Annotated in this window: 28 protein-coding genes, 1 tRNA gene and 1 pseudogene; 15 read left to right on the top strand and 15 right to left on the bottom strand. The window is 69.2% G+C overall.

All coding sequences use genetic code 11. The features are described from left to right. Positions 1-27: 27 nt before the first annotated feature. Positions 28-495, bottom strand: coding sequence for a cupin domain-containing protein (locus tag ACSQ2G_RS16450; RefSeq protein ID WP_436032648.1), 468 nt, complete (start codon positions 493-495; stop codon positions 28-30). Beyond that, positions 492-1,238 (bottom strand): hydroxyacylglutathione hydrolase, encoded by a 747-nt coding sequence (gloB, locus tag ACSQ2G_RS16445; RefSeq protein ID WP_436032647.1) that lies wholly within the window; start codon positions 1,236-1,238, stop codon positions 492-494. The genes ACSQ2G_RS16450 and gloB overlap by 4 nt, the downstream gene beginning before the upstream one ends. Before the next feature lie 100 nt (positions 1,239-1,338). Between gloB and ACSQ2G_RS16440 the strand changes: the two genes are divergently transcribed. Next, positions 1,339-2,160 carry a class I SAM-dependent methyltransferase gene (locus ACSQ2G_RS16440; protein ID WP_436032645.1) on the top strand — a complete coding sequence of 274 codons (822 nt, stop codon included), beginning with the start codon at positions 1,339-1,341 and terminating at the stop codon, positions 2,158-2,160. Positions 2,161-2,189: 29 nt separating this feature from the next. Further along, entirely contained in the window at positions 2,190-2,534 is a 345-nt protein-coding gene (locus ACSQ2G_RS16435; protein WP_028038154.1) for a P-II family nitrogen regulator, read from the top strand. Here ACSQ2G_RS16435 and ACSQ2G_RS16430 read toward each other — a convergent pair. After that, positions 2,533-2,676 (bottom strand): annotated as a pseudogene (locus ACSQ2G_RS16430) (hypothetical protein); the annotation flags it as partial. The gene ACSQ2G_RS16435 and the pseudogene ACSQ2G_RS16430 sit on opposite strands and share 2 nt — an antisense overlap. Then, complete coding sequence (locus ACSQ2G_RS16425; protein ID WP_436032642.1) at positions 2,654-4,210, bottom strand: MFS transporter; 1,557 nt, start codon at positions 4,208-4,210, stop codon at positions 2,654-2,656. The gene ACSQ2G_RS16425 and the pseudogene ACSQ2G_RS16430, both read right to left, overlap by 23 nt. 92 nt (positions 4,211-4,302) lie before the next feature. Here ACSQ2G_RS16425 and ACSQ2G_RS16420 point away from each other — a divergent pair, with 92 nt between their 5' ends. Then, positions 4,303-5,850: a phospholipase D-like domain-containing protein gene (locus tag ACSQ2G_RS16420; RefSeq protein WP_436032640.1), complete on the top strand. Its 1,548-nt coding sequence runs from the start codon at positions 4,303-4,305 to the stop codon at positions 5,848-5,850. 29 nt (positions 5,851-5,879) lie between these two features. Here ACSQ2G_RS16420 and ACSQ2G_RS16415 read toward each other — a convergent pair whose 3' ends face one another. The 4 genes from ACSQ2G_RS16415 to metX form a co-directional block, all read right to left on the bottom strand. Further along, positions 5,880-7,280 carry an SPASM domain-containing protein gene (locus tag ACSQ2G_RS16415; RefSeq protein WP_436032638.1) on the bottom strand — a complete coding sequence of 467 codons (1,401 nt, stop codon included), beginning with the start codon at positions 7,278-7,280 and terminating at the stop codon, positions 5,880-5,882. Between the two features lie 277 nt (positions 7,281-7,557). After that, positions 7,558-8,307 (bottom strand): endonuclease/exonuclease/phosphatase family protein, encoded by a 750-nt coding sequence (locus tag ACSQ2G_RS16410; RefSeq protein ID WP_436032636.1) that lies wholly within the window; start codon positions 8,305-8,307, stop codon positions 7,558-7,560. Continuing rightward, positions 8,304-8,960: a methionine biosynthesis protein MetW gene (gene metW, locus ACSQ2G_RS16405; RefSeq protein ID WP_436032634.1), complete on the bottom strand. Its 657-nt coding sequence runs from the start codon at positions 8,958-8,960 to the stop codon at positions 8,304-8,306. Before metW ends, ACSQ2G_RS16410 begins: the two co-directional genes overlap by 4 nt. Positions 8,961-9,111: 151 nt before the next feature. Continuing rightward, positions 9,112-10,269 (bottom strand): homoserine O-acetyltransferase MetX, encoded by a 1,158-nt coding sequence (gene metX / locus ACSQ2G_RS16400; protein ID WP_436032632.1) that lies wholly within the window; start codon positions 10,267-10,269, stop codon positions 9,112-9,114. 77 nt (positions 10,270-10,346) lie between these two features. On the opposite strand from metX, the gene ACSQ2G_RS16395 reads away from it, so the two are divergent. The 5 genes from ACSQ2G_RS16395 to ACSQ2G_RS16375 are packed head-to-tail and all read left to right on the top strand — an operon-like array spanning position 10,347 to position 14,545. Beyond that, on the top strand, positions 10,347-10,859 hold the full coding sequence (locus tag ACSQ2G_RS16395; RefSeq protein ID WP_436032630.1) for a SixA phosphatase family protein: 513 nt from the start codon (positions 10,347-10,349) through the stop codon (positions 10,857-10,859). Further along, positions 10,856-11,200 (top strand): DUF952 domain-containing protein, encoded by a 345-nt coding sequence (locus ACSQ2G_RS16390; protein WP_436032629.1) that lies wholly within the window; start codon positions 10,856-10,858, stop codon positions 11,198-11,200. The genes ACSQ2G_RS16395 and ACSQ2G_RS16390 overlap by 4 nt, the downstream gene beginning before the upstream one ends. A 10-nt stretch (positions 11,201-11,210) precedes the next feature. After that, positions 11,211-12,287: a quinone-dependent dihydroorotate dehydrogenase gene (locus ACSQ2G_RS16385; protein ID WP_436032627.1), complete on the top strand. Its 1,077-nt coding sequence runs from the start codon at positions 11,211-11,213 to the stop codon at positions 12,285-12,287. Then, a complete protein-coding gene (locus tag ACSQ2G_RS16380; RefSeq protein ID WP_436032625.1) occupies positions 12,284-13,021 on the top strand; it encodes a TVP38/TMEM64 family protein in 738 nt (245 codons plus the stop codon). Before ACSQ2G_RS16385 ends, ACSQ2G_RS16380 begins: the two co-directional genes overlap by 4 nt. A gap of 9 nt (positions 13,022-13,030) precedes the next feature. Continuing rightward, on the top strand, positions 13,031-14,545 hold the full coding sequence (locus ACSQ2G_RS16375) for a sensor histidine kinase (RefSeq protein ID WP_436032623.1): 1,515 nt from the start codon (positions 13,031-13,033) through the stop codon (positions 14,543-14,545). Between the two features lie 149 nt (positions 14,546-14,694). Here ACSQ2G_RS16375 and ggt read toward each other — a convergent pair whose 3' ends face one another. Then, on the bottom strand, positions 14,695-16,419 hold the full coding sequence (gene ggt / locus ACSQ2G_RS16370; RefSeq protein ID WP_436032621.1) for a gamma-glutamyltransferase: 1,725 nt from the start codon (positions 16,417-16,419) through the stop codon (positions 14,695-14,697). Positions 16,420-16,632: 213 nt separating this feature from the next. Here ggt and ACSQ2G_RS16365 point away from each other — a divergent pair. Then, positions 16,633-16,709: transfer RNA gene (locus tag ACSQ2G_RS16365), tRNA-Arg, on the top strand. Between the two features lie 183 nt (positions 16,710-16,892). On the opposite strand, the gene ACSQ2G_RS16360 is transcribed toward ACSQ2G_RS16365, so the two are convergent. The 3 genes from ACSQ2G_RS16360 to ACSQ2G_RS16350 form a co-directional block, all read right to left on the bottom strand. Next, a complete protein-coding gene (locus tag ACSQ2G_RS16360) occupies positions 16,893-17,291 on the bottom strand; it encodes a thermonuclease family protein (protein WP_436032619.1) in 399 nt (132 codons plus the stop codon). A gap of 65 nt (positions 17,292-17,356) precedes the next feature. Continuing rightward, a complete protein-coding gene (locus ACSQ2G_RS16355; RefSeq protein ID WP_436032617.1) occupies positions 17,357-18,298 on the bottom strand; it encodes a nucleotidyl transferase AbiEii/AbiGii toxin family protein in 942 nt (313 codons plus the stop codon). Further along, positions 18,298-19,128 carry a type IV toxin-antitoxin system AbiEi family antitoxin domain-containing protein gene (locus ACSQ2G_RS16350; RefSeq protein ID WP_436032615.1) on the bottom strand — a complete coding sequence of 277 codons (831 nt, stop codon included), beginning with the start codon at positions 19,126-19,128 and terminating at the stop codon, positions 18,298-18,300. The genes ACSQ2G_RS16355 and ACSQ2G_RS16350 overlap by 1 nt, the downstream gene beginning before the upstream one ends. Before the next feature lie 425 nt (positions 19,129-19,553). Here ACSQ2G_RS16350 and ACSQ2G_RS16345 point away from each other — a divergent pair, with 425 nt between their 5' ends. Further along, positions 19,554-20,012 carry a hypothetical protein gene (locus tag ACSQ2G_RS16345; protein WP_436032613.1) on the top strand — a complete coding sequence of 153 codons (459 nt, stop codon included), beginning with the start codon at positions 19,554-19,556 and terminating at the stop codon, positions 20,010-20,012. A gap of 421 nt (positions 20,013-20,433) precedes the next feature. Then, a complete protein-coding gene (locus tag ACSQ2G_RS16340) occupies positions 20,434-20,766 on the top strand; it encodes a DUF3768 domain-containing protein (RefSeq protein WP_436032611.1) in 333 nt (110 codons plus the stop codon). A 127-nt stretch (positions 20,767-20,893) separates the two neighbouring features. Here ACSQ2G_RS16340 and ACSQ2G_RS16335 read toward each other — a convergent pair whose 3' ends face one another. After that, the gene (locus tag ACSQ2G_RS16335) at positions 20,894-21,133 is read right to left on the bottom strand and encodes a DUF7662 domain-containing protein (RefSeq protein WP_436032610.1); all 240 of its coding nucleotides are present in this window, start codon (positions 21,131-21,133) and stop codon (positions 20,894-20,896) included. Between the two features lie 187 nt (positions 21,134-21,320). On the opposite strand from ACSQ2G_RS16335, the gene ligD reads away from it, so the two are divergent. Both ligD and ACSQ2G_RS16325 read left to right on the top strand, forming a co-directional pair. Continuing rightward, positions 21,321-23,972, top strand: coding sequence for a DNA ligase D (ligD, locus tag ACSQ2G_RS16330; protein ID WP_436032608.1), 2,652 nt, complete (start codon positions 21,321-21,323; stop codon positions 23,970-23,972). Positions 23,973-23,984: 12 nt separating this feature from the next. Then, on the top strand, positions 23,985-24,584 hold the full coding sequence (locus ACSQ2G_RS16325) for a hypothetical protein (protein WP_436032607.1): 600 nt from the start codon (positions 23,985-23,987) through the stop codon (positions 24,582-24,584). Here ACSQ2G_RS16325 and ACSQ2G_RS16320 read toward each other — a convergent pair. Together ACSQ2G_RS16320 and ACSQ2G_RS16315 are read right to left on the bottom strand one after the other, a co-directional pair. Beyond that, complete coding sequence (locus ACSQ2G_RS16320; protein ID WP_436032605.1) at positions 24,581-25,465, bottom strand: Ku protein; 885 nt, start codon at positions 25,463-25,465, stop codon at positions 24,581-24,583. The two genes, ACSQ2G_RS16325 and ACSQ2G_RS16320, sit on opposite strands and share 4 nt — an antisense overlap. 60 nt (positions 25,466-25,525) lie before the next feature. Next, positions 25,526-25,768 carry a DUF5961 family protein gene (locus ACSQ2G_RS16315; protein ID WP_436032604.1) on the bottom strand — a complete coding sequence of 81 codons (243 nt, stop codon included), beginning with the start codon at positions 25,766-25,768 and terminating at the stop codon, positions 25,526-25,528. A gap of 155 nt (positions 25,769-25,923) precedes the next feature. Between ACSQ2G_RS16315 and ACSQ2G_RS16310 the strand changes: the two genes are divergently transcribed. Both ACSQ2G_RS16310 and ACSQ2G_RS16305 read left to right on the top strand, forming a co-directional pair. Further along, positions 25,924-26,106 (top strand): hypothetical protein, encoded by a 183-nt coding sequence (locus ACSQ2G_RS16310; RefSeq protein WP_436032602.1) that lies wholly within the window; start codon positions 25,924-25,926, stop codon positions 26,104-26,106. 5 nt (positions 26,107-26,111) lie between these two features. Next, positions 26,112-26,339 (top strand): KTSC domain-containing protein, encoded by a 228-nt coding sequence (locus ACSQ2G_RS16305; RefSeq protein ID WP_436032600.1) that lies wholly within the window; start codon positions 26,112-26,114, stop codon positions 26,337-26,339. Positions 26,340-26,366: the final 27 nt, after the last annotated feature.

Raw genomic sequence — 26,366 nt, 5'->3', positions numbered from 1 at the left:
CGTGACGGAGGGGGCGTCCGGCTCGGCCTATGCCGTCGGCCGCCATCCCTCCGGCGCCAGTTCGAAGCCCTCGAACCGGAAGCCCGGCGCGACGGTGCAGCCGACCAGGGTCCAGGCGCCCAGGCTGACGGCGGTCTGCCACCAGCCGGTCGGCACGATCAGCTGCGGTCGGCAGCCGGCGCGCAGGTCCGGGCCCAGGGTGTGGGCGGTCATGCCGACGCCGTCGGGCGGCGCCAGGGTCAGGGAGATCGGCGCGCCGGCGTACCAGTGCCAGGTCTCGACCGCGTCGATCCGGTGCCAGGCCGACATCTCCTCGGCCTGCAGCAGGTAGTAGATCGCCGTCGAGGCCGGGCGGCCGTCGACCAGCGCCTCGTCCTCGAAGGTCCGACGATACCAGCCGCCCTCGGGGTGCGGCTGCAGGTCGAGCAGGCGGATGATCTCCTTGCCGCCCAGATCCCCGGAAAGGCCCTGGGGGCCAGAACCCATAAAGCTCATCCCTTGAAGCCGTCCTTGGCGGCGCGAATCTCGCCGAACGCTTCGGCCGGGGGCAGATGGGGGCGCAGCAGCGGGGCGCGCAAGAACGGATTGGTCGCCTTCTCCAGGCCGATGGTCGTGGGCACGGTGGGCTCGCCGCGCTCGCGGGCGGCGAACACCGCTTCGGCCCGGTCCTTCAGCGCCGGGGCGTCGTCCACCGACAGGGCGAAGCGGGCGTTCGAGGCGGTGTATTCGTGGGCGCAATAGACCGTGGTGTCGTCGGGCAGGGCGGCCAGCCTGGACAGCGAACCCCACATCTGCTCGGCCGTGCCCTCGAACAGGCGGCCGCAGCCCAGGGCGAACAGGGTGTCGCCGACGAAGGCGATGCGGTCGGCGGCGTCGTGATAGGCGATGTGCCCCAGGGTATGGCCGCCGGTGTCGATCACCGACAGGGACGTCTCGCCCAGCATCACCGTGTCGCCCTGGCCGACGGGACGGTCGAGCGGGGCGATCCGGGTCACCTCCCGCGGGCCGACCACCGTGGCGCCGGTCGCCGCCTGGATCGCGGCGTTGCCGCCGGCGTGGTCGGGATGCCAGTGGGTGTTGAGGATCAGGTCCAGGGTCCAGCCCAGCTTGGCAAGTTCGGCGAGGATGGCGTCGGCGTCGGGCGTGTCGATGGTCGCCGTCGTCCCGGTGGCGTCGTCGCGCACGAGAAAGCCGTAATTGTCCGACAGGCAGGGAAACTGGTGAACGGTCAGCGACATGGTTTCGACTCCGGACAGGGCCAAGTCCTTTTGGTGGACGGGGACGTGACGCCAGGGGCCCGCCCGCCTACATAGATGATGCGATCGATCGGGAGACTCAATGCGCCGCGACGTGCTCGATCTCAGAGCCTTCTACGCCAGTCCGCTCGGGCGCGCGGCCCGCGAGATGCTGGGCCGCAAGGTCGAGGAAGCGTGGGGCGACGCGCGCGGGCTGGACGTTTTGGGCCTGGGCTACGCCACGCCGTTTCTCGACAAGGCCCGCACCCAGGCCCGCCGGGTGGTGGCCGCCATGCCGGCCGCCCAGGGCGTCGAGGTGTGGCCCAACGGCGGGGCCAACGCCGCCACCCTGGTCGAGGAGACGGCCCTGCCGTTCCCCAACGCCATGTTCGACCGCATCCTGGCGGTCCACGCGCTGGAGGAGGCCGACGATCCGGGCGCGGTGCTGCGCGAGATCTGGCGGGTGATGGCGCCGTCCGGCCGCCTGATCGTCGCCGTGGCTTCGCGCGACGGCCTGTGGGCGGGGGCCGAGGGCACGCCCTTCGGCCATGGCCGTCCGTTCAGCCGCCATCAGCTGGAGGCCCTGCTGCGCGAGGCCGACCTGGAGCCCGCCGGCTGGACCCGCGCCCTCTACGCCCCGCCCCTGGGGGTGGCCGCGCGCTGGGCCGAGGGGTTCGAGCAGGTCGGGGCCCGCCTGTGGCCGCGCTTCGCGGGCCTGATCCTGATGGAGGCGGTCAAGCAGACCTTCGCGGTCAAGCCGCGCGGCAGCCGCGCCCGCGTGCGGGTGTTCGCGCCGGGCGTGCTCGCGCCCTCGCCGGGCGGCCCCGCTCCGGTCAGGACGGCGCCTGTTCGAAAGGCGCCGGGTACTCTAAATGCCGCTAGGCCCTTGGAGCCATCGATTCCCGGGCCTAGCTTCAAGCCGTAGAACAAGCCGTCGTCAGCGGGAGCCGCGCCATGAAGATGATCGTCGCCGTTATCAAGCCCAGTCGCCTGGACGCCGTGCTTGAGGCGGTCACCGAGGCGGGCGCCTCGGGCCTGACGGTCACCGAGGTTCGCGGCTACGGCCGGCAGAAGGGCAAGACCGAGGTCTATCGCGGCGCCGAGTACGAGGTGAAGCTGCTGCCCAAGGTCAAGCTGGAGATCGCGGTGGCCAACGACGTGGTCGAGCCGGTGGTCGAGGCCCTGCAGCGCACCGCCAACACCGGCAAGATCGGCGACGGCAAGGTGTTCGTGCTGGACCTCGAGCAGGCCCTGCGCATCCGCACCGGCGAACGCGACGCCGCGGCGATCGCGGGCTGATCCTCACTGCGTCCTTCGAGGCCCGCTGCGCGGGCGCCTCAGGATGAGGCGCTTTGTTGCTACTGAATTCCTCATCCTGAGGTGCGAGGCGAAGCCGAGCCTCGAAGGACGCAGGAAGCCTACCCCTCCAGTTCCCGCAAATCCCGCCCGCGCGTCTCGGTCCCGAACCAGGCCACCAGGACCAGGGCCAGGGCCAGCGGGGCGATGATCATCAGGGCGGCGACCTTCAGCGGTGGCACGGCCGCCAGGATGCCCAGGAGCTGGGCGATCAGCCCGCCCGACTTGCTGCACGCCGCCACCCAGCCGGTGGCCCGGCCGCGGATCCGCAAGGGGAAGCTTTCGGCCGTATAGGGCAGCAGGATGGCCAGCAGGCCGTTGGTGCCGATGATCATCAGAGCCACCGGCAGCACCGGGCTGACGTCGGGGCCGATGGTCAGCACGCCGGCCACGCCCAAAGCGCTGACCGCAATCGTCGCCGCCATCGACCACTTGGTGCTCCAGCGGCTGTAGAGGAAGGCGCAGACGAACACCGTCGGGAAGGCGATCAGGGCCGACTTGGCCAGAAGCTGGCTGGAGACGCCGACGCTGTGGCCCTCGGCGACCAGCTCGGCCGGCAGCCACAGCAGCAGGCCGAAATTGACCAGGCCCCAGGCCACCGCCGCGATGCTCAGGGCGGCGGTCTTGCCGATGAAACGCCGCTCGACCGGCGGCGGGGTCAGGACGTGATGGTGATCCTCGGGCCGGTCCTCCTTCTCGCGGACCACCGAGCCGAACCGCTTCATCACCGCGTGGGCGGCATCGAGGCGGCCGATGGCCATCAGGAACTTGGCCGATTCGGGAATGAGGCCGGACAGGGCGATCAGGATCAGCCCCGTCGGCAGGTTCAGGAACCACATGATCCGCCAGCCGAACACCGGCTGCAGCCAGGCCGAGCAGCCGGACGAGGCCAGGTAGCCGCCCACCGCCCCCAGGCCGCCGACCAGCACCAGGGCCCAGCCGCGGTGCCTGGACGGCATGGTCTCGGCCAGCAGGGCGTAGACCACCGGCAGCAGCCCGCCAGCCGCCGCGCCCATCATGAAGCACATGATCACGTTCCACCAGAAGTCGGGCATGGCCCCGCAGATCGAGGTGCCGACGAACATCACCGCCGACAGCAGGATCGAGGCCCGCCGTCCGAACACGTCGGCCAGGGCGCCCCAGATGATCGAACCGGCCACGGTCCCGGTCAGGGCGGCGAACGGCAGCCAGGCGACCATGGCCTTGGTCACCCCGTATTCCTTGATCATGCCGGGCACCACGAAGCCCAGGCTGGCCGGCTTCATGATGTCGATGACCAGCGCCACCACCAGCACCAGCATCAGGCCCCAGTGGGCCAGCGACAGCGGGGCGTCCTCGGGCGGCGTGACCTCGATCGTGTGCTCCAGGTGATGGTCGACGCCGCGCCGGGGCAGCAGGCCCCAGCCGGCCAGGGCGCAGCCGGGCGGGATGATCAGCATCCCCACGGTCATGCCCAGGTCCATCTTCATGCCGGCCAGTCGGTAGCCGATGTCGGCCCCCATCAGGTACATCGGCAGGTGCAGGACCACGCCGGCGGTGACCACCAGGCAGCCCAGCCAGAAGGCCCACAGGCGCTTGCGGTCGGCGAGGACGTGGGGGGCGGGCCTCTGGGCTGTCATGCGCGTCCAACAAACATGGGTCTGGGCTCGATCCAAGCGGAGCCATAACATGGGTCCGCGCGTTGACGAATTTCCATGGCAAAAGGGGCGATATGGCCGACGACGCATCCTCGCTGACCTCCGCTTCGCCGCCCAAGGCCTCGTTGCTCAGGCCGGGCGCCACCTGCTGGCGCGTGGAGCAGGCCGACCGGCTGGCGCTGTTCATCGACAACGACGAGGCGTTCGACGCGCTGAAGTCGATCCTGCTGTCGGCCAAGAGGTCGATCTGGATCCTGGCCTGGGTGTTCGACCCGCTGACGCGCCTGGATCCCGACCGGGTCCGCAAGAGCCGCGACCCCCGGCACGTGGACCGCATCGGCCTGCTGCTGCGCCGCCAGGCGGCCCTGAACCCGGCGCTCGACGTGCGGATCCTGGTCTGGGACATGCCGTTCCCGATCGCCGCCTCGCAGCTGTTCGGCCCCCATCGCGGCCAGGTGTTCTTCACCGGCTCGCGGGTGAAGTACCACCTGGACAACACCCTGCCGGCCAGCGCCAGCCATCACCAGAAGGTGGTCGTGGTCGACGGCTCGGTGGCCCTGGTCAGCGGCGGCGACATCGGCGTCGACCGCTGGGACACCACCCAACACCTGGACAACGACCCCCGCCGCCGCCTGCCCACCGGCCGCCACTATCCGGCGCGCCACGAGGTGGCGGCGATGGTCGACGGCAAGGCCGCCGAGGCCCTGGGCGACCTGTTCATCGCCCGCTGGCGAAGATCGACCGGCGAGGCGCTGGAGCGGTCGGAAAAGCCCGAGGAAACGCCCTGGCCGGACCATCTGGTCCCCGACCTGCGCAACCTGCCGGTCGGCGTCTGCCGCACCCAGCCGGCCTGGAAGGACGATCCGGAGGTCAACGAGACGATGCTGATGCACCTGGCCAGCATCAAGTCGGCCCGGCGGCTGATCTATCTGGAGAACCAGTACCTGACCTCGCCGATCATCGTCGAAGCCCTGGCCGAGCGCCTGGCCGAGCCGGACGGGCCCGAGGTGGTGACGGTCGGCCCGGCCCACAGCCCCAGCTATTTCGACCAGATGACCATGGACAGCGCCCGCACCTCGGCCATCAACCGCCTGCGCGAGATCGACGTCCACGGCCGCTTTTCGGCGTTCAGCGCCCGCACGCCCAAGGGGGTCGCGATCATCGTCCACTCCAAGGTGGCGATCATGGACGACCGGGTGCTGCGGCTGGGGTCGGCCAACCTCAACAACCGATCGATCGGGCTGGACACCGAGTGCGACATCGCCTTCGAAGGGGCCGACGAGACCGGCCGCGCGGCGATCCGCGCCTTCATGGGCCGGCTGATCGGCCATTTCCTCGATCACGAGACAGAGTACGTGCTGGAGACCTACGACCGCCTCGGCGGCCTGGCCGCGACGATCAACGAACTGGATCGCAAGGACGGCCAGCCGCGCCGCCTGGCGCCGGTGCCGATCAAGCCGCTGACCGGCGTCCAGCAGTTCATCGCCGACTGGAGCCTGGGCGACGCCATCTCGCCCACCGACGCCTGGCGGCCCTGGGGTCGCCGCAAACGCCTCAAGCGCGAGCTGCACCGTCTGATGGGTGTTCCGGATGGGCGTCTTCCCGACCACCTGCAGACCTGATCAAACGATCGCGTCGCTCCGCCTGCGGTTCACCAGTCGATGAGGGGTTCGGGGGGCTGATAACGGAAGCCGGCGAGGCGAGCCTCGTCCCCGCCGTCGAGCGCGGGATGGCGGAGCCGGGGCCAAGGGATTCGGCGGTGGACGGTTTCGTCCTGCTCTCGCACGAGAACGCCAAGGCATCGACGGTCGTCGGTCCCGCATTCCTCGGCTGGGAACCAGTGGTCGAATGTCACCAACTCGACCTCCAGCATCCGCAGCGTTGGATCGGCGACGGCGAGCTCGACCTTGCTCCAGCGGCCGGGCCTGAGCGCTACCTTCACTTTCGCCCACGGAGTCAGGACAAAGACATGGTCGCGGCCCTCGGCGCCCGGCCGAGTCGTGGAGACTTCGATAGTGGCCCGTCCGTCGCGAACGGGCAGCCGTCGCCGCGCCTGCCAACCGGTCCAGCGCGCGGTCCCGAATTCCAGCTCTTCCCGTTGGTAGAAACCGTCCTCGTCGGGCTCGACCGTGAAGTGCGTGAAGCCGAAGGCGTTATCGATATGTCGGCGATAGCGCCGGAAGTTGGGCCCGCCTCTGGAGAAGCGCCAGGAAACGCCCTCCAGCGGAACGTGGGTCAGGTGGAAGCGGAACTCGTCGACACCGATCTCTTCCGACAGCCGTACGGCTTCGGCGATCTCCTCGTCGCCGTCGTTCCAATTGAAGGTGAGATAGCGCCAGACGACGGTGGGCTTGTCGACGCCCAGTTCGCGCTTGGCCTGGACCACATTGGCCATGCCCTTCAGGGCCAGGTCCAGGCGGCCGCCGACATGGTAGCGTTCGTAGCTCTCCTGGGTGGCGCCGCCGATGGTGAAGATCATGCGATCCAGCGCGCCGGAGGCGACCACGGTCCGCGCCCGCTCCATCTTCGACAGCGGAATGCCGTTGGTGCTGGTCAGCCCCCAGGCCTGCGGCGCGACCTGGCCCAGGTGCGTCAACATCGCGTCCGCCTCGACGTTCACGAACGGATCGCCGTAGTTAAAGAAGAAGACGTGCGTCAGGCCCGAGCCGATCTCGTCGATGGTGCGCCGGAAGGTGTCGAGGTTGAGGAAGTCGCTGTCGCGCGTGCGGACGTCCCGATGGTTGTTCGGCACGCAGGCGATCTGGGGGCAGCGTAGGTTGCAGCGGATGGTGGCCTCGGCGACCAAGGTCGTCGGCAAGAGCGCCCGCGCCGGCATCGGCCCGTCCTCGGAGGCGTCCACCGCCTGGGATAGGTTACATTCGGCGCAGCGCCAGCCGTCCCACAGCCGGCTTTGCATCCGCTCGTATTCGGGGTTGGCCCAGACCTCGGATACGGTTTGGCGATTAACGTTGCCGAAGGTGCGCCGGCTGTAGGGGTCATCAAGGCCGCAGGTGACGTTACCGTCGGCGTGCACCGAGACGCCGCCTTCCAACCAGGAGCAACGGCGGCGCGGGGCGCCGTCCTCTGGCGGCGTCATCATCTCGCTCGGCGTGGCGGACTTGCGGTTGAAATAGTTGTCGCCTGGCCAGATCCACGACGGCTTGGTTGGGTCCGGCGGCGGGGCCGGAGCCTTGACGCGCGGCGACTTGCCAAGGTCCAAGGTCGTTCGCGCCATGCCATGCCCCAATACAACTCAGGCGACAACGTTACCATCGCTACAAGAGCAGTGGAAGCGATCTGGCCGCCTGGGAAATGGCGCGCGTCGGTCGTCAGGCTTCCGCCCGGATCTCCAGGTCGACCACCAGCGGCAGGTGGTCCGAGGCCGCTCTGGCCAACGATCCGTACGGCGAGCGCACCGCTACCGTCTCAAGGCCCTTGGTCAGGAAGACGTGGTCGATGCGCATGAACGGGAAGCTCGAGGGGAAGGTCGCGGTCGGCGTCCGCGTCCACGACGCGCTACGGCCCTGGGCGTCGCGCAGGACGGTCCTCAGCAGGCGATAGGTCGCCGAATAGGGGCTGGCGTTGAAGTCGCCCAGCAGGATGCCCGGGGCCTTCCAGTCCTCGTGCGCCATCCACTGCTCGCCCAGCAGGGCGGCGGCCTGGCGCTTCTGCTCCGGGGGCGCCAGGCCCAGGTGGGTGTTGATGATCTGCACCGGCGTGCCGCCGACCTCAACCGTGATCCAGATGGCCCCGCGCGGCTCCAGGCCCGGAATGCGCGGATACAGCGGCAGGCCGTCGGCTTTGACCTTCTTCTCGGGCAGGGCGGTCAGGATGGCGTCGCCGTAGAGCTCTTCCTCCACCGCCATGGCGGGGTGAAAATGCGAGCGCATCTTCAGCAGTTCGGCCAGGCGGTGGGCCTGGTCCACACCCTTGGTGCGAGCCCGGCGGACGTCTAGTTCCTGCAGCGCCACCACGTCGGCGTTTTCCGCAGCGATGACCTCGGCCACACGCTCGACATCGAGCTTGCGGTCCGTGCCCACGCAGCGGTGGACGTTGTAGGTCATGAGACGAAGCTTCATCCGTCGAAGAGATCGCCTGAGGGAGCTGGAGGTTCCGCCGAAGTCGGCGCGGGGTTGCGGCTGAGCAGGAACAGGCAGCTTTCGGCGCGCCAGTTCTCGATGGCCTTGGTCGGGTCGATCTGCCGGGCCGGGCCGGCGCCCGCGAACGCCGCGCAGGCGTCGATGCGCACGTCCAGGTCCTCGGTCAGGGCCAGGAAGTCGGCCAGGGTGCACAGGTGGATGTTGGGCGTCGCCCACCAGGGCAGGGGCAGGGCCTCGGTCTCCGGCATCCTTCCGCGGTGCAGCAGCGACCAGCGCACGCGCCAGTGGCCGAAGTTCGGGAACGACACCACGGCCCGGTCGGCGATGCGCAGCAGCTCGTCCAGCACGTGCCGCGGCCGGCGCGTGGCCTGCAGGGTCTGGGACAGCACCGCGTAGTCGAAGGTGCGGTCGGGGAAGTGGTCGAGGTCCTGGTCGGCGTCGCCCTGCACCACCGAAAGGCCGCGCGACATGCAGGCGGCCACCCCGGCGGCGCTGATCTCCAGCCCGCGGCCATCGACCTGCTTCTCCCGCGTCAGCAGGTCCAGCAACACGCCCTCGCCGCAGCCGACGTCCAGCACGCGGGAGCCGGGGCGGACCAGGCGCAGGATCTCCTTGAAGTCCTCGCGGATCATCCCGCTCCTCCCCCTATGGGGGAGGTGTCGGCGAAGCCGACGGAGGGGGGAGTGATACGGCTTCGATCACGTCCCGAACGCGCCGCCCTAAAACTCCCCCCACCGGCCTTCGGCCGCCTCCCCCACAGGGGGAGGGTCTGGTTCATACGGCTCATTTGGACAGCCCCCGCTCCCGTTCCACCGAACCGAGGAAGCCCTGCAGCGCCGCGTCCATCACCGGTTCGTCCAGCAGGAAGGCGTCGTGGCCCTTGTCGCTCTCGATCTCGACGAAGGCCGCGCGGCAGCCGGCGGCGGTCAGGGCGCGGACGATGTGGCGGTTCTCGGCGGTCGGGTAGAGCCAGTCGCTGGTGAACGACAGCACGCAGAAGCGCACGTGACGCGCCCCGGCGAACGCCTGGGCCAGCACCCCGCCGTGATTGGCGGCCAGGTCGAAATAGTCCATGGCCCGGGTGATGTAGAGATAGGAGTTGGCGTCGAAACGGTCGACGAAGCTGGCCCCCTGGTGGCGCAGGTAGCTCTCGACCTGGAAGTCGGCGTCGAAGCCCCACGACAGGCCGTCGCGCTGCAGCTCGCGGCCGAACTTCCGCTGCAGGGCCGGTTCGGACAGATAGGTGATGTGGGCGGCCATCCGGGCGACGGCCAGGCCCTTTTCCGGCCGCGACTTGCCCTCCGCGTAGGCGCCGGCTTTCCAGTCCGGGTCGGCCATGATCGCCTGGCGGCCCACCTCGTGGAAGGCGATGTTCTGGGCGGAATGGCGCGAGGCCGAGGCGACGATCACCGCGCTGAACAGCTTGTCCGGATAGTCGGCCGCCCATTGCTGGACCTGCATGCCGCCCATCGAGCCGCCGACCACGGCCAGCAGGGTGTCGACCCCGAGGGCCTCGACCAGCATGGCCTGGGCGCGCACCATGTCGGCGATGGTGATCACCGGGAACGCCAGGCCGTAGGCCTTGCCGGTCGCCGGGCTTATCGAGGCGGGACCCGTCGAGCCCATGCATCCGCCGACCACGTTCGAGCAGATGATGAAGTGCTTGGCCGGATCGATCGGCCTGCCGTGGCCGACCATGCGGGTCCACCAGCCGGGCTTGCCGCTGATCGGATGGGTTCCGGCCACATGCTGGTCGCCGGTCAGGGCGTGGCAGATCAGGATGGCGTTCGTGCCGTCCGCGTTCAGCTCGCCCCAGGTGCGGTAGGCGATCTCCAGGTTTTCCAGCTGGGCGCCGGAGTCCAGCCGCAGCGGTTGATGGAGCGGGAACCGCCAGGTTCCGCCTTCCGACAGCACAGGTCCGGCGAAGTCGAGTTCAGCCATGCTCGCCTTGGACCGCTTGGCGCCTTCCGTGTCAACCGCGCGCTTCCTGAGCGCCGCGGCGGAGGCTATGGAGGATCATGGACCGACTGATCCTCATGCGCCACGGCAAGGCCGAGCCACACGCCGCTTCGGGCGGCGATTTCGAACGCGCCCTGGCGCCGCGCGGCCAGAACGACGCGGCCCTGATGGGCCAGGTCCTGGCCAAGGCCGGCCTGTCGCCGGACCTGGCCCTGGTCTCCTCGGCCCGGCGCACCCGCGAGACCTGGGGCGCGGTCGCGCCGGCCTTTCCCAAGGCGCGCGCCACGACCCGCCGCGACCTCTACCACGCCGAGGCCCAGGACGTGCTGGCGGCGATTCGCGAGGAAGCGCCCGACACCGGAACGGTGATGGTGGTGGGCCACAATCCGGGCCTGCACGAACTGGCCCTGCGCCTGGCCTTGGGCGGTCCGGTCGACCCCGCCAAGCTGGCCCAGCTGCGCGGCAAGTTTCCCACCGCGACGGTCGCGGTGTTCTCGATCGACCCCGACGGAGCCCCCACCTTGAGCCACCTGTTCTATGCTTCGGAAAACGGCGGACACGGCGGCGAATGAGCAAGATCTACAAGATCCTTCCGAAAGCCGAATGGGACGCGGCCCGGGCGGCCGGCGCCTTCGCCGGCTCGGCGGTCGACCTGGCCGACGGCTTCATCCACTTCTCCGGTCATGACACCGCCCGGCGCACCGCCGAACTCTACTTCAAGGGCCAGGCCGGGCTGGTGCTGCTGACCGTCGAGGCCGACGACCTGGGCGAGACCCTGAAGTGGGAGGCCTCTCGCGGCGGGGCCCTGTTCCCGCACCTGTTCTGCCCCTTGAAGACGGACGAGGTCCTGGCCGAACGGACGCTCGCGCTCGACGCCGACGGCGTGCCGGTGCTGGGCGACCTGACCGCATGAGCCTGCTCCAATGACCTTGCACGACATCGCCGCCCGCGCCCTGCACGCGCTCGATCCCGAGGACGCCCACGGCTGGGCGATCAAGGGCCTGAAGATGGGCCTGGGCCCGCGCCAGTCTGACGTCGACGATCCCATTCTCGCCTGCGCGGTCGCCGGCCTGCCGCTGTCCAACTGCGTGGGCCTGGCCGCCGGCTTCGACAAGAACGCCGAGGTCCCCGCCGCCATGTCCCGGGCCGGCTTCGGCTTCGTGGAGTGCGGCACGGTCACGCCCCTGGCCCAGGCCGGCAATCCGCGCCCCCGCCTGTTCCGGCTGACCCAGGACCAGGCGGTGATCAACCGCATGGGCTTCAACAACGAGGGGCTGGAGCCGTTCGCCGCGCGGCTGTCGGCCCTGAAGGCCCGGCGCGCCGCCGGCGGCCCCGCGCCCGTCGTCGGCGCCAATATCGGGGCCAACAAGGACGCGACCGACCGTATCGCCGACTATGTCACCGGCCTGACGCGGCTGTGGGGCCTGTCGGACTATTTCACCGTCAACATCTCCTCGCCCAACACCCCCGGGCTGCGCGCCCTGCAGACCCGGGCGGCGCTGGAGGAGCTGCTGGGCCGGATCGCCGAGGCGCGCGGCCTGCTGACGGCGGCTGGGACGGTCGACTATCCGATCTTCCTGAAGGTCGCGCCCGACCTGGAGGACGGCGAGGTCGAGGCCATCGTCGAGACCGTCACCGCCAATGGCCTGGACGGGATCATCGTCAGCAACACCACCATCGCCCGCCCCGCCGACCTGGCCTCGCGGGACAAGGGCGAGGGCGGCGGGCTGTCGGGCCGGCCGCTGCTGACCGCCTCCACCGCCATGCTGGCCCGCTTCCGCGCGGCCGACGGCGGCGGCCTGGCCCTGATCGGGGCGGGCGGGGTCGCCAGCGGCGCCGACGCCCTGGCCAAGATCCGCGCCGGAGCCTGCGCCGTGCAGCTCTATTCGGCCCTGGTCTATGGCGGGCCGGGCCTGGTCCAGCGCATCAAGCGCGAACTGGCCGCCAGGCTGCGCGCCGAGGGCTTCGCCTCGGTCACCGACGCGGTCGGCGCGGGATGACGCCGGACACCACCCTGGCCTGGCTGCGCCGGTTCGGGCCCCTGGGCGCGTTGCTGATCCTGCTGGTCGTCGCCCTGGCCAGCGGCCTGGCGGGCAAGCTCGATCTGGCGACCCTGCAGGCCCACGGACAGGCTCTGCAAACCTATGCCGCGGCCAACCCGCTGAAGTGCGCGGCCATCTATATCCTGATCTACGTCGCCACGGTGTCGATCTCGCTGCCGGGCGCCCTGATCCTGTCGCTGACCGGCGGCTTCCTGTTTGGGCCGATCGGCGGCGGGGCGGCGGCGGTGACCGGCGCGACCGGCGGTTCGACCGTGGTCTATCTCGTCTGCCGCTCGGCGTTCGGGAATTTCCTGCGCCAGAAACCCGGCGCCCTGCTGACCCGGATCGAAGAGGGCTTCAAGGCCGACGCCTTCTCCTATCTGCTGACCCTGCGACTGATCCCGGCCTTCCCCCTGCTGCTGGTCAATGTGGCGTCAGGGCTGATGAACATTCCGGTGCGCACCTATCTGCTGGCCTCGTTCCTGGGCATGATCCCCAGTTCGTTCGTCTATGCCGGGATCGGCGCGGGCCTGGGCCACATCTTCGCCAGCGGCGAGCCGGTGACCTTGCACACCCTGTTCTCGCCGCGCATCTACCTGCCGATCGCGGCGATGGGCGCCCTGGCCTTGCTGCCGCCCCTGTGGCGCTATTGGCGAAACCGCCGCGTTGCCCAAGCCCCAGACGTGAAGTAACCCAGACGAATGACCGAGCCGGTCGCGCCCGCAGTTTCGGACCCTCCCAAGCCAGGGCGTCGCTTTCCCTGGCCCGGCGGCCTGTCGGCGCGACTGCTGCTGCTGACCGCCCTGTTCGTGGCCATCGCCGGCGCCGTCATCCTGCCGCCCGCCCTGGCCGACTTCGAGAAGCAGTGGCTGCTGGATCGCGTGCGGGCCGCCGAACTGGCCTCGACCATCGCCGACGCCGACCCCGAGCGGCGGGTGACCGACAAGGTCTCCCAGCAACTGCTCGACCAGGCCGGGGTGGTGATCGTGGCGCTGGAGGTCGATGGCGCCCGTCGCCTCGTCCTGCCCGCCGAGCCGCGTGGCCTGAGGATCAAGACGCCCTATCTGGTCGACCTGCGCCGGCAGAACTCCGGCTCCTGGCTGGCCGCCCCGTTCTTCACCCTGAAGAGCGCGCCTGGCAGCATGGTGCGGGTGATGGCCGAACCGCGCTTCCGCCAGGAGGCCGAGTTCGTCGAGATCGTGCTGCCCGACGCCCCGCTGAAAGCGCAGTTGGTCGCCACCCTGGGGCGGCTGGCCGGTGTGACGCTGTTCGTCGCGGGCTTGGCCGGCGGGCTGATCTACCTGTCGCTGAACTTCCTGCTGGTGCGGCCGATGCAGCGCCTGACCCTGGCCATGGAGCGGTTCCGGGCCAATCCCGAGGATCCCGCCGCCCGGGTGGTGGTCTCGCGCCGCCGCGACGAGATCGGCCGCGCCGAGCGCGAACTGGACATGATGCAGTCCGACCTGATCACCGCCCTGCAGGCCAAGGCCCGCCTGGCGGCGCTGGGCGAGGCGGTGGCCAAGATCAATCACGACCTGCGCAACATGCTGACCAGCGCCCAGATGGCGTCCGACCGGCTGGCGGCCCTGGGCGACCCCAAGGTGGCCCAGGCCCTGCCGCGCCTCGAACGGGCCCTGGACCGGGCCATCACCCTGGCCAGCGACGTCATGGCCTACGGCAAGTCCAAGGAGCCGGCCCCGGCCCTGCGCGCCACGCCGCTGCGCGCCGCCCTCGACATGGCCGCCGAGGACGCCGGCCTGCAGCCGTCCGGCGTGGCCCTGGAGACCGTGATCGACGGCCGTGAGCAGGTGCTGGCCGATCCGGACCAGCTGCACCGCATCCTCACCAACCTGCTGCGCAACGCCCGCGAGGCCATCGAGGGCGCGCCCGACCGCGGCGGCAAGGGCCGGGTGTTCGTCGAGCTGCGCCGCGCCGAGGGCGCGAGCATCCTGCGGCTGTCCGACGACGGGCCCGGCGTGCCGGAAAAGGCGCGCAACAATCTCTTCCAGCCGTTCGTCGGCTCGGTGCGGCGCGGCGGCACGGGCCTTGGCCTGGCCATCGCCCGCGAGCTGGCCCAGGGCCACGGCGGCGACCTGGCCTTGGTTGAGACGGGGCCCGGCGGCTCGGTGTTCGACCTGACCCTGGCGGGAACGCCCGAGCCCCTGCCGGAAACGCCGCCGGAGCCTGCGAAGCCCAAGGCGCGGTCCAAGCCCTGAGCGTTTCAGGAAACCCGCTCATCCCGGCGAATGCCGGGACCCAGATCCCGTGGCGGTGTGGCGGGTTGGAAAGGCTCAGCGCTCTTGGCGTCAGCCTCAAAGCCATTCCATCTGGATCCCGGCATTCGCCGGGATGAGCGGATATAAAACTACAGCCCCTTGGCCACGCCCTCGCGGCGGGGGTCGGCCCCGCCTTCCAGCACGCCGCCCGGCCGCACGATCACGCCGTGCAGGCCCGAGGTCTCGTTCTGGCCGGTCCGGATCGCCACGCCCCGCGCCTGCAGGGCCGCCGTCATCTCCGGTCCGAACTTCTCGACATCGGCCGAGAAGCTGTCGCCGCGCGCCACCAGGTTGGGCAGGCTGATCGCCTGCTGCATGGTCAGGCCCCAGTCGAACACCCCGACCATGGCCTTCAGGTTATAGGACAGGATCGCCGAGCCGCCCGGCGAGCCCACGGCGGCCAGGAACTTGCCGTCCTTGTCCAGCATCACGATCGGAACCATCGACGAGCGCGGCCGCTTGCCGCCGGCCACGGCGTTGGCCCCCGGCGCGCCGTCGCCGTCCTGAGGGTCGAAGTTGAAATCGGTCAGCTGGTTGTTGAGGAAGAACCCGCCGACCATCCGGCCCGAGCCGAACACGCTCTCCACCGTGGTGGTCATCGACACCACGTTGCCCATCGGATCGACGATGACCATGTGGGTCGTCCCGGCCGGCTCCTGGGTCTTGTCCGGCCCGACCACGGGCGCGCCCTTGGGCAGGCCGAAGGCCGGGGCCGGGCCCGCGGTCTCGCCGATCAGCCTGGCCCGCTCGGCGACATAGGCCGGATCGAGCAGGCCCTCGATCGGCACCTTCACGAACGAAGGGTCGCCGACATAGCGGTCGCGGTCGGCGTACATGACCCGCTCGGCCTGCGCCAACTGTGTCCAGGCGACCGGGTCGGTCGGCCCGCGCCTGGCGATGTCGGTGTGCTCCAGCATCATCAGCGCCTGGAGCACGGACACGCCGCTCGACGACGGATTGGGCACGCAGACGGTGTAGACCTTCCACGGCCGGCACAGGGCGTCGGCCGAACGCGGCCTGTAGGCCTTCAGGTCGGCCAGGGTCATGCTGGAGGGCAGGTCGCCCTGGTGCAGACGGTCGACGATCTTCTGGGCCAGGGGGCCTTCGTAGAGGGCGCTGGGGCCCTTGCTGGCCAGGTCGCGCAGGGTGGCGGCGTAGGCCGGGTTCTTCAGGGTATCGCCGGCCTGGTAGCGCTGGCCGCCCGGCTTGGTGAAATAGGCGATCACGTCCGGCGCTACGTTCTGCGGCACGCGCGGGCTGTTGATCATGCCGGCCAGGCGCGGGCTGACCGTGAAGCCGCCGTCGGCCAGGCGCTCGGCGTCCTTGAACAGCGTGTTCCAGGCGGCCTTGCCGTGGTCCTTCTGGGCCTGGGCCAGCATGCCCACCGCCCCCGGCACGCCGGTCGAACGACCTGAAAGGACCGCGGTCACGAAGTTCAGCGGCTTGCCGTCCGGCCCCATGAACAGCCGAGGCGTCGCCGCCTGGGGCGCCTTTTCGCGACCGTCATAGGCGGTCACCTTGCCGGTCTTGGCGTCGTAGAACACCATGAACGACCCGCCGCCCAGGCCCGAACTCTGCGGCTCGACCAGACCCAGCACCGCCTGGACCGCCACCGCGGCGTCCACCGCTGTCCCGCCGTCGCGCAACACCCGCAGCCCGGCCTCCACCGCCAGCGGATTGGCCGCCGCCACCATGCCGCGCGGCGTGTAGGCGGGCGCGGACGCCGCTTGGGCCACGGCGGGCGGCGAGGCCTCCGCCGCGAGCGGCGCGCAGCCGGCGAGCAGAACAGCGAGCAGGGGGGCGATCAGACGCATGGCGAACTTTCTCGAGGACCCCGGTCACGGAAACGAGGAGCGCGCCGTTGCGGTCCCCGCGCGGCCAAGGTCGTTCCTCCCAAGAAGGGAGCCGAGCCTCGCGGGTCAAGGCCCGCAAGCCCTTCTCCACAAACTTCGCGTGGTCTGCATCAAAAGGCGCTTGCGTCCCCGGATCGTCCGGGCTATCTCCCCCGCCTCGCCGAAAGGCAATGCGCGCCCGTAGCTCAGCTGGATAGAGCATCAGACTACGAATCTGAGGGTCGGACGTTCGAATCGTTCCGGGCGCGCCAATTTCTCCAAGAAAATCAAACATTTAGGTTTCTGCGGTGGGTTCACCCCAGAGCAGGAATTTTCCTGCACTGGGTTTTGCACTGGGGATTTTGTCCGTCAGGCCGAATTTCTCGCCTAGTTTCGCCGTCGTTCGCCCGAACACGCGCGATTACGGCCTGCAGAAGCCTGGCTGAGTCGCCCGATTAGCGTGCGTTTTTGGCCCAATGGCCGCGGCCGGCGGCCCGCGCTTCGTCCTCAGCCGCGTGATAGGCGCCCTTGCTGTAGCGCCCATACTCCGTGGCGAACCCGGAGCGGATCAGCGCGGCGTTGACGTCCGGCGTCGCGTCCGACCAGCAGCGACCCACGAACCTTTGATAACGGTCGCGCGCGACGAAGCGGCAGCCGACCCGGCCACGGGTGAGGCGAACGAGCTCATCGCGCGCTTCGTAGGCCAGCGGCTCGGCCGGCGTTGAGCCGCGTCGAACCTCAGGCGCGTCGACCCCGAAAAGCCGGACCCGTTCCGAGCCGCATCGCAGCGTATCGCCGTCATGAACAGCGGGGGCGTAGCAGGCGATGATGGCGGCGGCTAGGGCTGCGAGCATGGCATGCTTGTGGCCGCGGCGCCGGCTGCGCGCAAGGCAGCGGGCGATGCCAGCCTGGTGACGGACTAGCGTGGCGGCGCGGCCTGGCCCCCGCTCTCGATCGCTCGTTCGAGATTGGCCAGGAGACCGGCCCGGCGTTCATCTGAAATCGAGCGGAGGTTCTGCAATTTCCAGCGGACCGCTGGCAGCTCGGCGACATGCGGCAGCCCTAGCAAGTCCCAGTCGGGCTCTCCGTGTTTGAAGCTCAGCAGAAAGCGCCGATGGTTCTCCGGCATGCCCCCGACGATGGTGGCGATGATGGCTTCGCGCGCGTCGAGCAACGCCTCGAGTGGTACGACTTCGTCGGTCATGCCCTCGAAGTTGAGCCGGTACTCGCCGGCGATGTCCTTGCGGGTCGGCGCGAGCACCTCGCCGAGCGGCCGTGTGTGGCTGATCATGTAGACGATGAAGGCGGCGCGCAGTTGCTCGTCGACGCCCTCGTTGGCGAGGAGGTCGCGAACGTCGAATAGGTCGCGGGGGTGCTGGCGGTCGAGGGCGGCGACGATCTTGCCGGCATAGAGGTCGGCGAACGACACCACCCGCGCCGTGGCGAAGCCGAACCGCTCCTCGACGGCGGGGGAGACGTCGCGCGGCTCGGGGTCGAAAACGCAGCCGCGCAGCACCGGCGTCACCTCGATCTTGATCTGGACGTTGTCGACGCGGACGACGAGCTTGGTGACGGCGTTGTCGGTCTGCGAACGGCTGGGCTGGACGCGGACGCGCGTGATGCTGGTTTCGATGCGTGCGGCGATGCGGAGCAAGGCCGCTTCGATCTCGGCCAGCGAGGTCTGCCGATCCTGGACCGGCAGGTAGGTCAGGTCGATGTCGACGGACAGACGCGGGAGATTTCGGATGAAGAGGTTGATGGCCGTGCCGCCCTTCAAGGCGAAGCATGGTTCGGCCATCACCATCGGCATCGCCCGGATGAGCAGCGCGACTTGGCGCTCGTAGATTTCGGCGAAGGCCATCAGAAGTCTTCCGGGATAGTGATCTGGTACTTGGGATGGAGCTTGCCGCCCGGGATCAGGCTGCGCTTGCCCTTGCCGAGGCTTATGGCGTCGCGATCAAGGCGCGCCAGCCAGGCGTGGTCGTGTCGCTCGGCGAGCAGAAAGAACAGGCGCTTGACCTTGATGCTGCGACACGCCTCAAGCAGCGCTTGCAGCTTCTTGGGTCTCAGCGAGGTCAGGCCCTCCATCACCATGTCCATCTGGTGGAAGCTGTCGTTGCGGGGCAACTCGTCGAGCGCCTCCAGGATCGCGCGTTCGGGGATCGAAACGCCCACCGGCCAGGGCTGGTGACCGACCTTCAGGTTGGCGATGCTGTCGAGGGCGGGCTCGACCAGGGCGCCCTCCTGGGCGACCAACTCCCAATCCAGAACCTCATGGCGGCGTTCGATCGGGGCGAGGAACAGCCGTGCTCCGTTGTGGACCTGAAACTTGACCTTCAGCGGCAGGTCGTCGAGCCAGGACGGTGGTGGTCGCTGGCTATAGAGGTGTACGACCTTCAGGTCGGCGGCGTAGTGGCCAAAGCCCTGGAGTTCGAGGGCGCTGCGCCCGCCGACCACCAAAGGGTATTCGAGGATCGTCTGGAGAGAGACGACGACCTGCACCCAGTCGAGCGTGTGGCGGTGGCGGCCATAGACGCCATGGGCCAGGTGGGCCAGCCATCCGGCGTTCACGTACTTCGAGCGCAACGAATTGTAGTAGCCGTTGCTGGACAGCCAACCGCTGTCGACCACCAGACCCTCGGGCACGAGGCGGCCAAGCTGGTTCAATTTTCCGCCGGATTGATCACTCATAGTTATCCATTCCGGAGAAGTCCAAACTCTCAAGTTTGATAATTCCTGAGAAAGATAACTTAAAGTGCGCTCAAAGGCAATTTGTCGAACTGTCGGGCCACCTGGGGGAACAGGCTCTACCCCGTTCGACCGCAAGCTCGGCACTTATGAAATGGCGGCACACTCGGAAAAAGCGTTTCGGCAGCCAAGCGTCACTATAGGATGAGCTTCTGTGTCGCGCTCGCTAGGCTTCGTTGGCAGAGCCTGCTTTGAACCCGCGCCGGGACGGCGGCCCAGCCTAAGGAACCGTCATGCCGAAAACCCCTGACTTCGTTTGGCTCAAGATTGATGGACGCTTGGCCGAAGCCTCGTCCTGGGACCCTTGGTTCAAACAGGTCGCGCGCAGCCGCAAGGCGTTCGCGAACTTCATCGAGCTGGATCCGCTTATGAACGAGACCGCCAGTTGCGGCGTGCTCTCGTCGGCGGCCTCGACAGCCGGCCTGCTGTCGATGACCGAATACCTGTGCATCAAGAAACATCACACGGACTATCGGCGAAAAGGCAACGGCCGCGCCGATTTGTGGGTCGCCGATCCGGCCCGCCAAATCTCTTGGGCCTTCGAAGCCAAGCAGGTGCGCTGCGCGCCTGGAACCCGACCGTCCACCTTGGAGGACGCCATGGCCGACGCCTGCCATGACGCGTCGCGCTTGACGGATCTGGAGGCCGACCGGTTCTACGGCCTGCTGGTGGCGACCCTGCCCGAGGAGGACCTGGAAGACCTCGACGACCTTGTCGAGCGCCTCGACGCCTTCGCCGACGAGGTCGATATCGCCTGCAAGTTCGGCGGCGGCGCGCGACCGGCCTACGCCTTCCTCCGCCTGGCCCAACGTATCAAGTCACGGTGACGCCGACAGGCGACGCCGGATCTTGACGGGCCAACGCCCCATATCGTGATCCGCCGGCGGGCACGCTCGGTCCCGCCGCGCGCCCTGGCGGGCGCCGCCTCCGCTCGCGGCTCCTACGGGCGCGCCCCTGCGGGCAGGCTTTGGCCTGCCGCCGGCGGCTCGACGCCGCCTCCCGACCGCGCTTCGCGCGCTCTCCTGTACAGGCTTCATTGTCATGAGCGCCCGCAGGCGGGCGCGCGGGCTTGGGGCTCCGCCCCTGGCGCGCTTCGGACCGGCTTCCGCCCAGCTTCGGCCCCTACGGGTCCTGCAGCCGGGTCCCCGCGAAGCCGGCGCCTCCGCTTGCACCCCCAGCTCTCGCCGAGGGGCGCCGGTTGCAGACGCGCTTTGCGTCCGCAACCGACGGCCCGAGGAGAATATTCCTATGATCGAGCAGGAGCATGCCCAAGCAATCGCCCAGCTGAACGACCAGCACCGCGCCCGGCCGGAAGTGGGGTGGGTGATGACGCCCGGCGTTCAGGCCCTGGGCGCCCGCGCCATGGTTCAGGCCGTGGCGGCCGTGGTCGCGTTTTCCGACTTCAGCGAAGACAACGACCCGCACGGCGAACGCGATTTCGGCGCCTTCGAGATCGGCGGGCAGCGCCTGTTCTGGAAGATCGACTATTACGACCAGAGCCTCACCCTGGCCTCGCCCGAGCCCGCCGACCCGGCGGTGACCCGGCGCGTCCTCACCCTGATGCTGGCCGAGGAATACTAGGCGACCTGGCCGGGGCGCGGCGGGCGTCCCGGCCGTTTTTCGCGAGCGAGCGGGCCAAGAGGCCGGCGCCGCGCGCCGCCGCTTTGGGCGGCGGCGCGTTCGGGGCGCCGGGACTGGATCCGCCGGGTCAGCCTCGTTCGAACACCACGCATTCGTCGCGCGCGAGTTGGGCGCGATAGCCGGCCGCCCGCCAGGCCTGGACCTGAACGGGCGGGTCGCCGGCCTCGACCTCGTTCCACCACGTCGGACGCGCGGCGGCCTTGGGCAGGAAGGCGCCGATCAGGCGTTCGATGTCGGTGAAGGTCAGCTCGACGCGCGCCGTCTTCTGACGGGCGAGGTAGCGCCGGAGGGGTTCGTACTTGGCCATCGCGGCAAAATGATCATGCCCGGCCATAAGGCAAGCCATCAGGCGCGCGGCGCGGTGTCGCCCCTTCCGCCGCGCAATGGGGTCGGGCGCTCTCCCTGGCGGCGGCGCGATCCAGATTTCTGGCCGCAAGCTCGGGCTAGGGATCAACGGTCGTGATTTGGCCGTTTGGGCTGGGAAGAGGGAACCCATGGCCGACGCCAAACTCGCCAAATACCAGTCGATGCGCGACTTCACCCAGACGGCCGAACCGTCGGGGGAGCGCGCCATCGCGCCGTCGGAAGCCTTGCGCTTCGTGATCCAGAAGCACGCCGCCAGCCACCTGCACTTTGACCTTCGCCTCGAATATCACGGGACCTTCAAATCCTGGGCCGTCCCCAAGGGCCCGTCGATGGATCCCAGCGACCGGCGTCTGGCCATGGAGGTCGAAGACCACCCGCTGGACTATGGCGACTTCGAGGGCACGATTCCCAAGGGTCAATACGGCGGCGGCACGGTGATGCTGTGGGATCGCGGATATTGGGCGCCGGAAAAGGGTTTCGAGAAGATCGGCGCGGCCCTGGCCAAGGGCGAACTGAAGTTCGTCATGGAAGGCGGGCGGATGCACGGCTCCTGGGTTCTCGTCCGCACCAAGCGCGACAGCCGGGGCCGGGCCAGTTGGATGCTGATCAAGCACCGCGACGAGGCCGCCGAGGCAGGCAACCCGAACGGCCCGACCGACGCCGACCGCTCGATCGCCTCGGGCCGGACCCTGGCCGAGATCACCAACGGCAAGGGCAAGGCGGCCCGGCCTTTCATGACCGCCACGGCGACCGAGGCGGGCGCGGTCTGGCAGAGCAACCGCGACGACAGCGCGCCCGCCGGCCTCGTTCGACCCACGAAGACCAAGGCCGGCGCCGCTCAGGCCAAGCACAAGGCCAAGACCGTCGAGACCCTCCCCGACTTCATTGAGCCGCAACTGACCACGCCCCTGGAAAAGCCACCTTCGGGCCCTGGCTGGGCGCACGAGATCAAGTTCGACGGCTATCGGATGCAACTGCGCACGCAGGGCGGCAAGGCCGCCTTGCGCACCCGCAAGGGGCTGGATTGGTCGGCGAAGTTTCCCGAGATCGTCGCGGCCGGCGCCAAGCTTGGCGACGGGATCATCGACGGAGAGGTCGTGGCTCTCGACAGCTCGGGGGCGCCGGACTTCGCCGCCCTCCAGGCCGCGATCTCCGAGCGCCGCACCAAGAACCTCGTGTTCTTCGTCTTCGACCTGCTGTTCGAAGGCCTGGAGGACCTGCGCGACCTGCCGCTGGCGCAGCGCAAGGACCGGCTGGAAACCCACCTGGACGGCGGCGGGGAGAACCTTCGGTTCGTCGACCACTTCGTCACCGCCGGCGACGCGGTGCTTTTGTCGGCGTGCCGGATGGACCTGGAGGGCATCGTCTCCAAGCGGCTCGACGGGCCCTACCGCTCGGGACGCGGCGAGACCTGGACCAAGTCCAAGTGCCGCGCCGGCCATGAGGTGGTGATCGGCGGCTACACCACCACCAACGGCAAGTTCCGCTCGCTGATCGCCGGGGTCAATCGCGACGGCAAGCTCTTCCACATCGGCCGGATCGGAACCGGATTTGGCCGCGATAAGCTCGACACGCTCCTGCCGCGCCTGAAGGCGTTGGAGACCGGCGCCTCGCCCTTCGAGGGCAAGGAAGGTCCTAGCCGCGCGGGCCGGCTTGGCGAGGTCCACTGGCTGCGTCCCGAACTCGTCGCCGAGATCGAGTACGAGGGGTTCACCGCCGATGGCCAGTTGCGTCAGGCCGCGTTCAAGGGCCTTCGCGCCGACAAGCCCGCCGACGAGGTCGAGGCCGAAACGCCCGCCCCCGCCGGTACCGAACTGGCCGAGCCCAAGGCCCAGAAGGCCAAGGCCGCGACCGTTACGGTGGGGACCGCCGGCGCCAGGGGCTCGGCGGTCGTCATGGGCCAGACCATCTCCAACGCCGGCAAGCCGTTGTGGCCGCACGCCCACGACGGCGCGCCGGTCACCAAGCTCGACCTGGCGCAATACTACGAAGCCGTTGGCCCGTGGATGATCGACCACGTGCGCGGCCGGCCGTGCTCGATGATCCGCATGCCCGACGGCATCCACGGCAAGCAGAACTTCTTCCAGCGCCACACGAGCAAGGGCCAGTCGTCCCTGATCTCGGAGGTCACCGTGTGGGGCGACCGCAAGCCCTACCTCCAGTTCGACAAGGTCGAGGCGTTGGTCGCCGCCGCCCAGGTCGGCGCGCTCGAACTGCACCCCTGGAACAGCGAGCCGTTCCTGCCCGAGCAGCCGGGACGACTGGTGTTCGACCTCGATCCGGCTCCGGACGTGCCCTTCGACTGGGTGGTCGAGGGCGCCCGCGAAGTGCGCGACCGCCTGCAGGACCTGGGCTTGGTGTCGTTTTGCAAGACGACCGGCGGCAAAGGGCTGCATGTCGTCACGCCACTGTCGGCCGAGGGACTCAATTGGGACATCGCCAAGGCCTTCGCTCGCGACGTCTGCAAGGCCATGGCCGCCGACAATCCCGAGCGCTACTTGATCGTGATGGCCAAGGCCAAACGGACGGGGAAGATCTTCCTGGACTACCTGCGCAACGATCGCATGGCCACGGCCGTAGCGCCCCTGTCGCCGCGCGGTCGCGAGGGCGCGCCGGTGTCGATGCCGCTCGCCTGGACGCAGGTGAAGAAGGATCTGGACCCGGCCAAGTACACGGTGCGCACGGTCCCGGCCCTCGTTCGCAAACTGACCGCGTGGGACGACTACTGCGACGGTGAACGGCCGCTCGAGGCGGCGATCCGCCGGCTGGGCAAGGTCTAGGCGAGGCGCCCGATGGCCAAGACGCCAGTCAGGCGACTGAAGGTCTATGCCGCCCAGTTCGGCTTTCACGACAGCGTCGTGGCCGCGCCGAACCAGGCCGCCGCCCTGGCCGCCTGGGGAACGCGCCAGAACCTGTTCGCCGATGGACGCGCCACGGTTACCGACGACCCGGCGGCGATCGCTGCCGCCATGGCCCACCCGGAAATCCCCCTGCGCCGCGCGGTCGGCTCGACCGACCCCTTCGGCCTGGAGCCGGGCCTGCCGGACGTGCCGGACCCGCCCCGGCGCACGCGGCCGGACCTCAAGCTCGTCCACAAGGCCAAGCCGGCGAAGGCTGTGCCCGATTTAGAGCTGCGGGATCTTGCGGAGCCCGAACCCGAGCCCGAGCCGCCACCGCCGCCGGACCGCTCGCGGTTGGACGCCGCCCAAGCGCATCTCGCCGACATCCATCGCAAGCGGCTGGCCGAGGAGGCCGACCTCAAGGCGCGGCGCGCGGCGCTTGAAGCCGACGAATTGAGCGCCCGGCGGCGGTGGTCGGCGGACCGCAAGGCCGCCGAGGCCGAAATCGATCGGGCGCGGCGGGCCTATCGCGCCGAGGGGGGCGCGAACTAACCGGCCTTGCGCGTCTTGCCATGGGCGGCGGTCTTGGCCGGCGCCTTCGCCGCAGTGGCCTTGCCCTTGGCCGGCGCCTTGGCCTTAGCGGCGGGCTTGGTTGCACCTGGCTTGGCCGAGAGGCTCGCGCGCAGCGCCTCCATCAAGTCGACGACATTGGTGTCCTCGGGTTCGGCGACCTTGGCGACCTTGTGGCCCTTCTGCTTGGCCTTGATCAGGTCCTTGAGCGCCTCCTCGTAGCGGTCGACGAACTGGCTGGGATCGAACGGACCTTCCTTCTGCTCGATGATCTTCTGGGCGATCGCGATCATCGAAGCGTCGGGAGCCTTGTCGCTGATCGAGTCGAAGATCTCCGCCTCGCGACGCACCTCCGCGTCGGTGCGCAGGGTGTAGGCCAGGATGCCCTTGCCGCGTGGCTCAAGCGCCAGCAGGCGCTCACGCGTCGACATGACCACCCGGCCAAGGGCGATCTGGCCCGCGCGCTCCATCGACTCGCGGATCACCGCGAAGGCTTCCTGCGCCAGCTTGCCGTCGGGCGCGAGGAAATAGGGATTGTCCCAATAGACCCGATCGATGTCCTCGGCGGGGACGAACCGCTCGATGTCGATGGTCTTGGTGCTCTCAAGCTTGACGGCGTTGATCTCGTCTTGGCTCAGCAGGATGTATTCGCCCTTGGAGACCTCATAGCCCTTGACCAGCTTGGAGCGCTCGATCGGCCCGGTATCGGGGTCGGTGGTGACCATCTTGATCCGGTTGTTGGTGTCCGGATTGATCAGGTTGAAATGGACCTCGCCGCCGCTGTTGGTGGCCGTGTAGAGCGCCACCGGGCACGTCACGAGCGAGAGCCGAAGATGTCCTTGCCAGGTCGGGCGATACGCCATGTCGTTGATCCCTTGGCGCTTCACGCGCTGGGACTCAACGGCGAGCGGATCGATTCGTTCTCAGCCGCAGGAGGCCGTCTCGCCGGTTTCGAGATCGACGCGGAAGCAGTGCTCGCCGCCGGTGTCCACGTCGCGGACGATGACGCTGATCGCGTCCTCGTCGTCCGGGGCGATGGCCAGATCCTCGACGTAGGCCACGGCGGCCGCCTCGAAGGTCGGCTCCCGGATGACGCGCGCGTGGTGGGGCCCAGCGTGGCGGGCATAGACGCTGAAGCGGCGGTCGTCGTTGGCGGCCTGGGTCATGGGTATGCTCCTTGCCCTATCAACGCCCGAGGGGCGGGATGGATTCAAGGGCGGCGGTCCGATCGCAAGGCGCTGGCCCGGGAACCCGAAACAGCCTCGGCGGCGGAACAGTTTGGCGGGCTCGTGGATTCGCCTTTCGGAAGGAGACCACGCTCATGTCCCAACGCGAACTGATCGAACCCAACCCCGGCGACAAGCGCTTCGTGCGGCGCGACGACCAAGGCCACTTCAAGGAGGAAGTGGACGTGGGCAAGTCGCTCGCCGCCGACCAGCGCCGCCATTCGAACCATGACGCCGGCCGCGGTCAGGGCGACAAGGGCGACCGCAAGAAGCGATAGACATCATGCCCTCGTCGGTGATCAGGGCCTGGCGCTACGACGCCGAGCGCGCGGCGCTGACCATCACCTTCGTCAGCGGCAAGGCCTACGTCTACGCGGACGTCCCTGCGGATATCGCCGAGGGCATGCGCCTGGCCTTCGCCAAGGGCGAATTCTTCAACAAGGCCATCCGCGATCGCTTCGTGGCGCGCCCAGCGTCCGAGCCGTCGCCGGGCGCGGCATCGTCGCGGTGACGCAGGCAAAGGCTTGGCCGAGCGGTC

The organism is Caulobacter sp. LjRoot300 (genome assembly GCF_964253875.1).
Lineage (GTDB): Bacteria > Pseudomonadota > Alphaproteobacteria > Caulobacterales > Caulobacteraceae > Caulobacter.
Note: the sequence above shows the minus strand (reverse complement) of the source record. Positions and strands in the feature narration are given on the sequence as shown.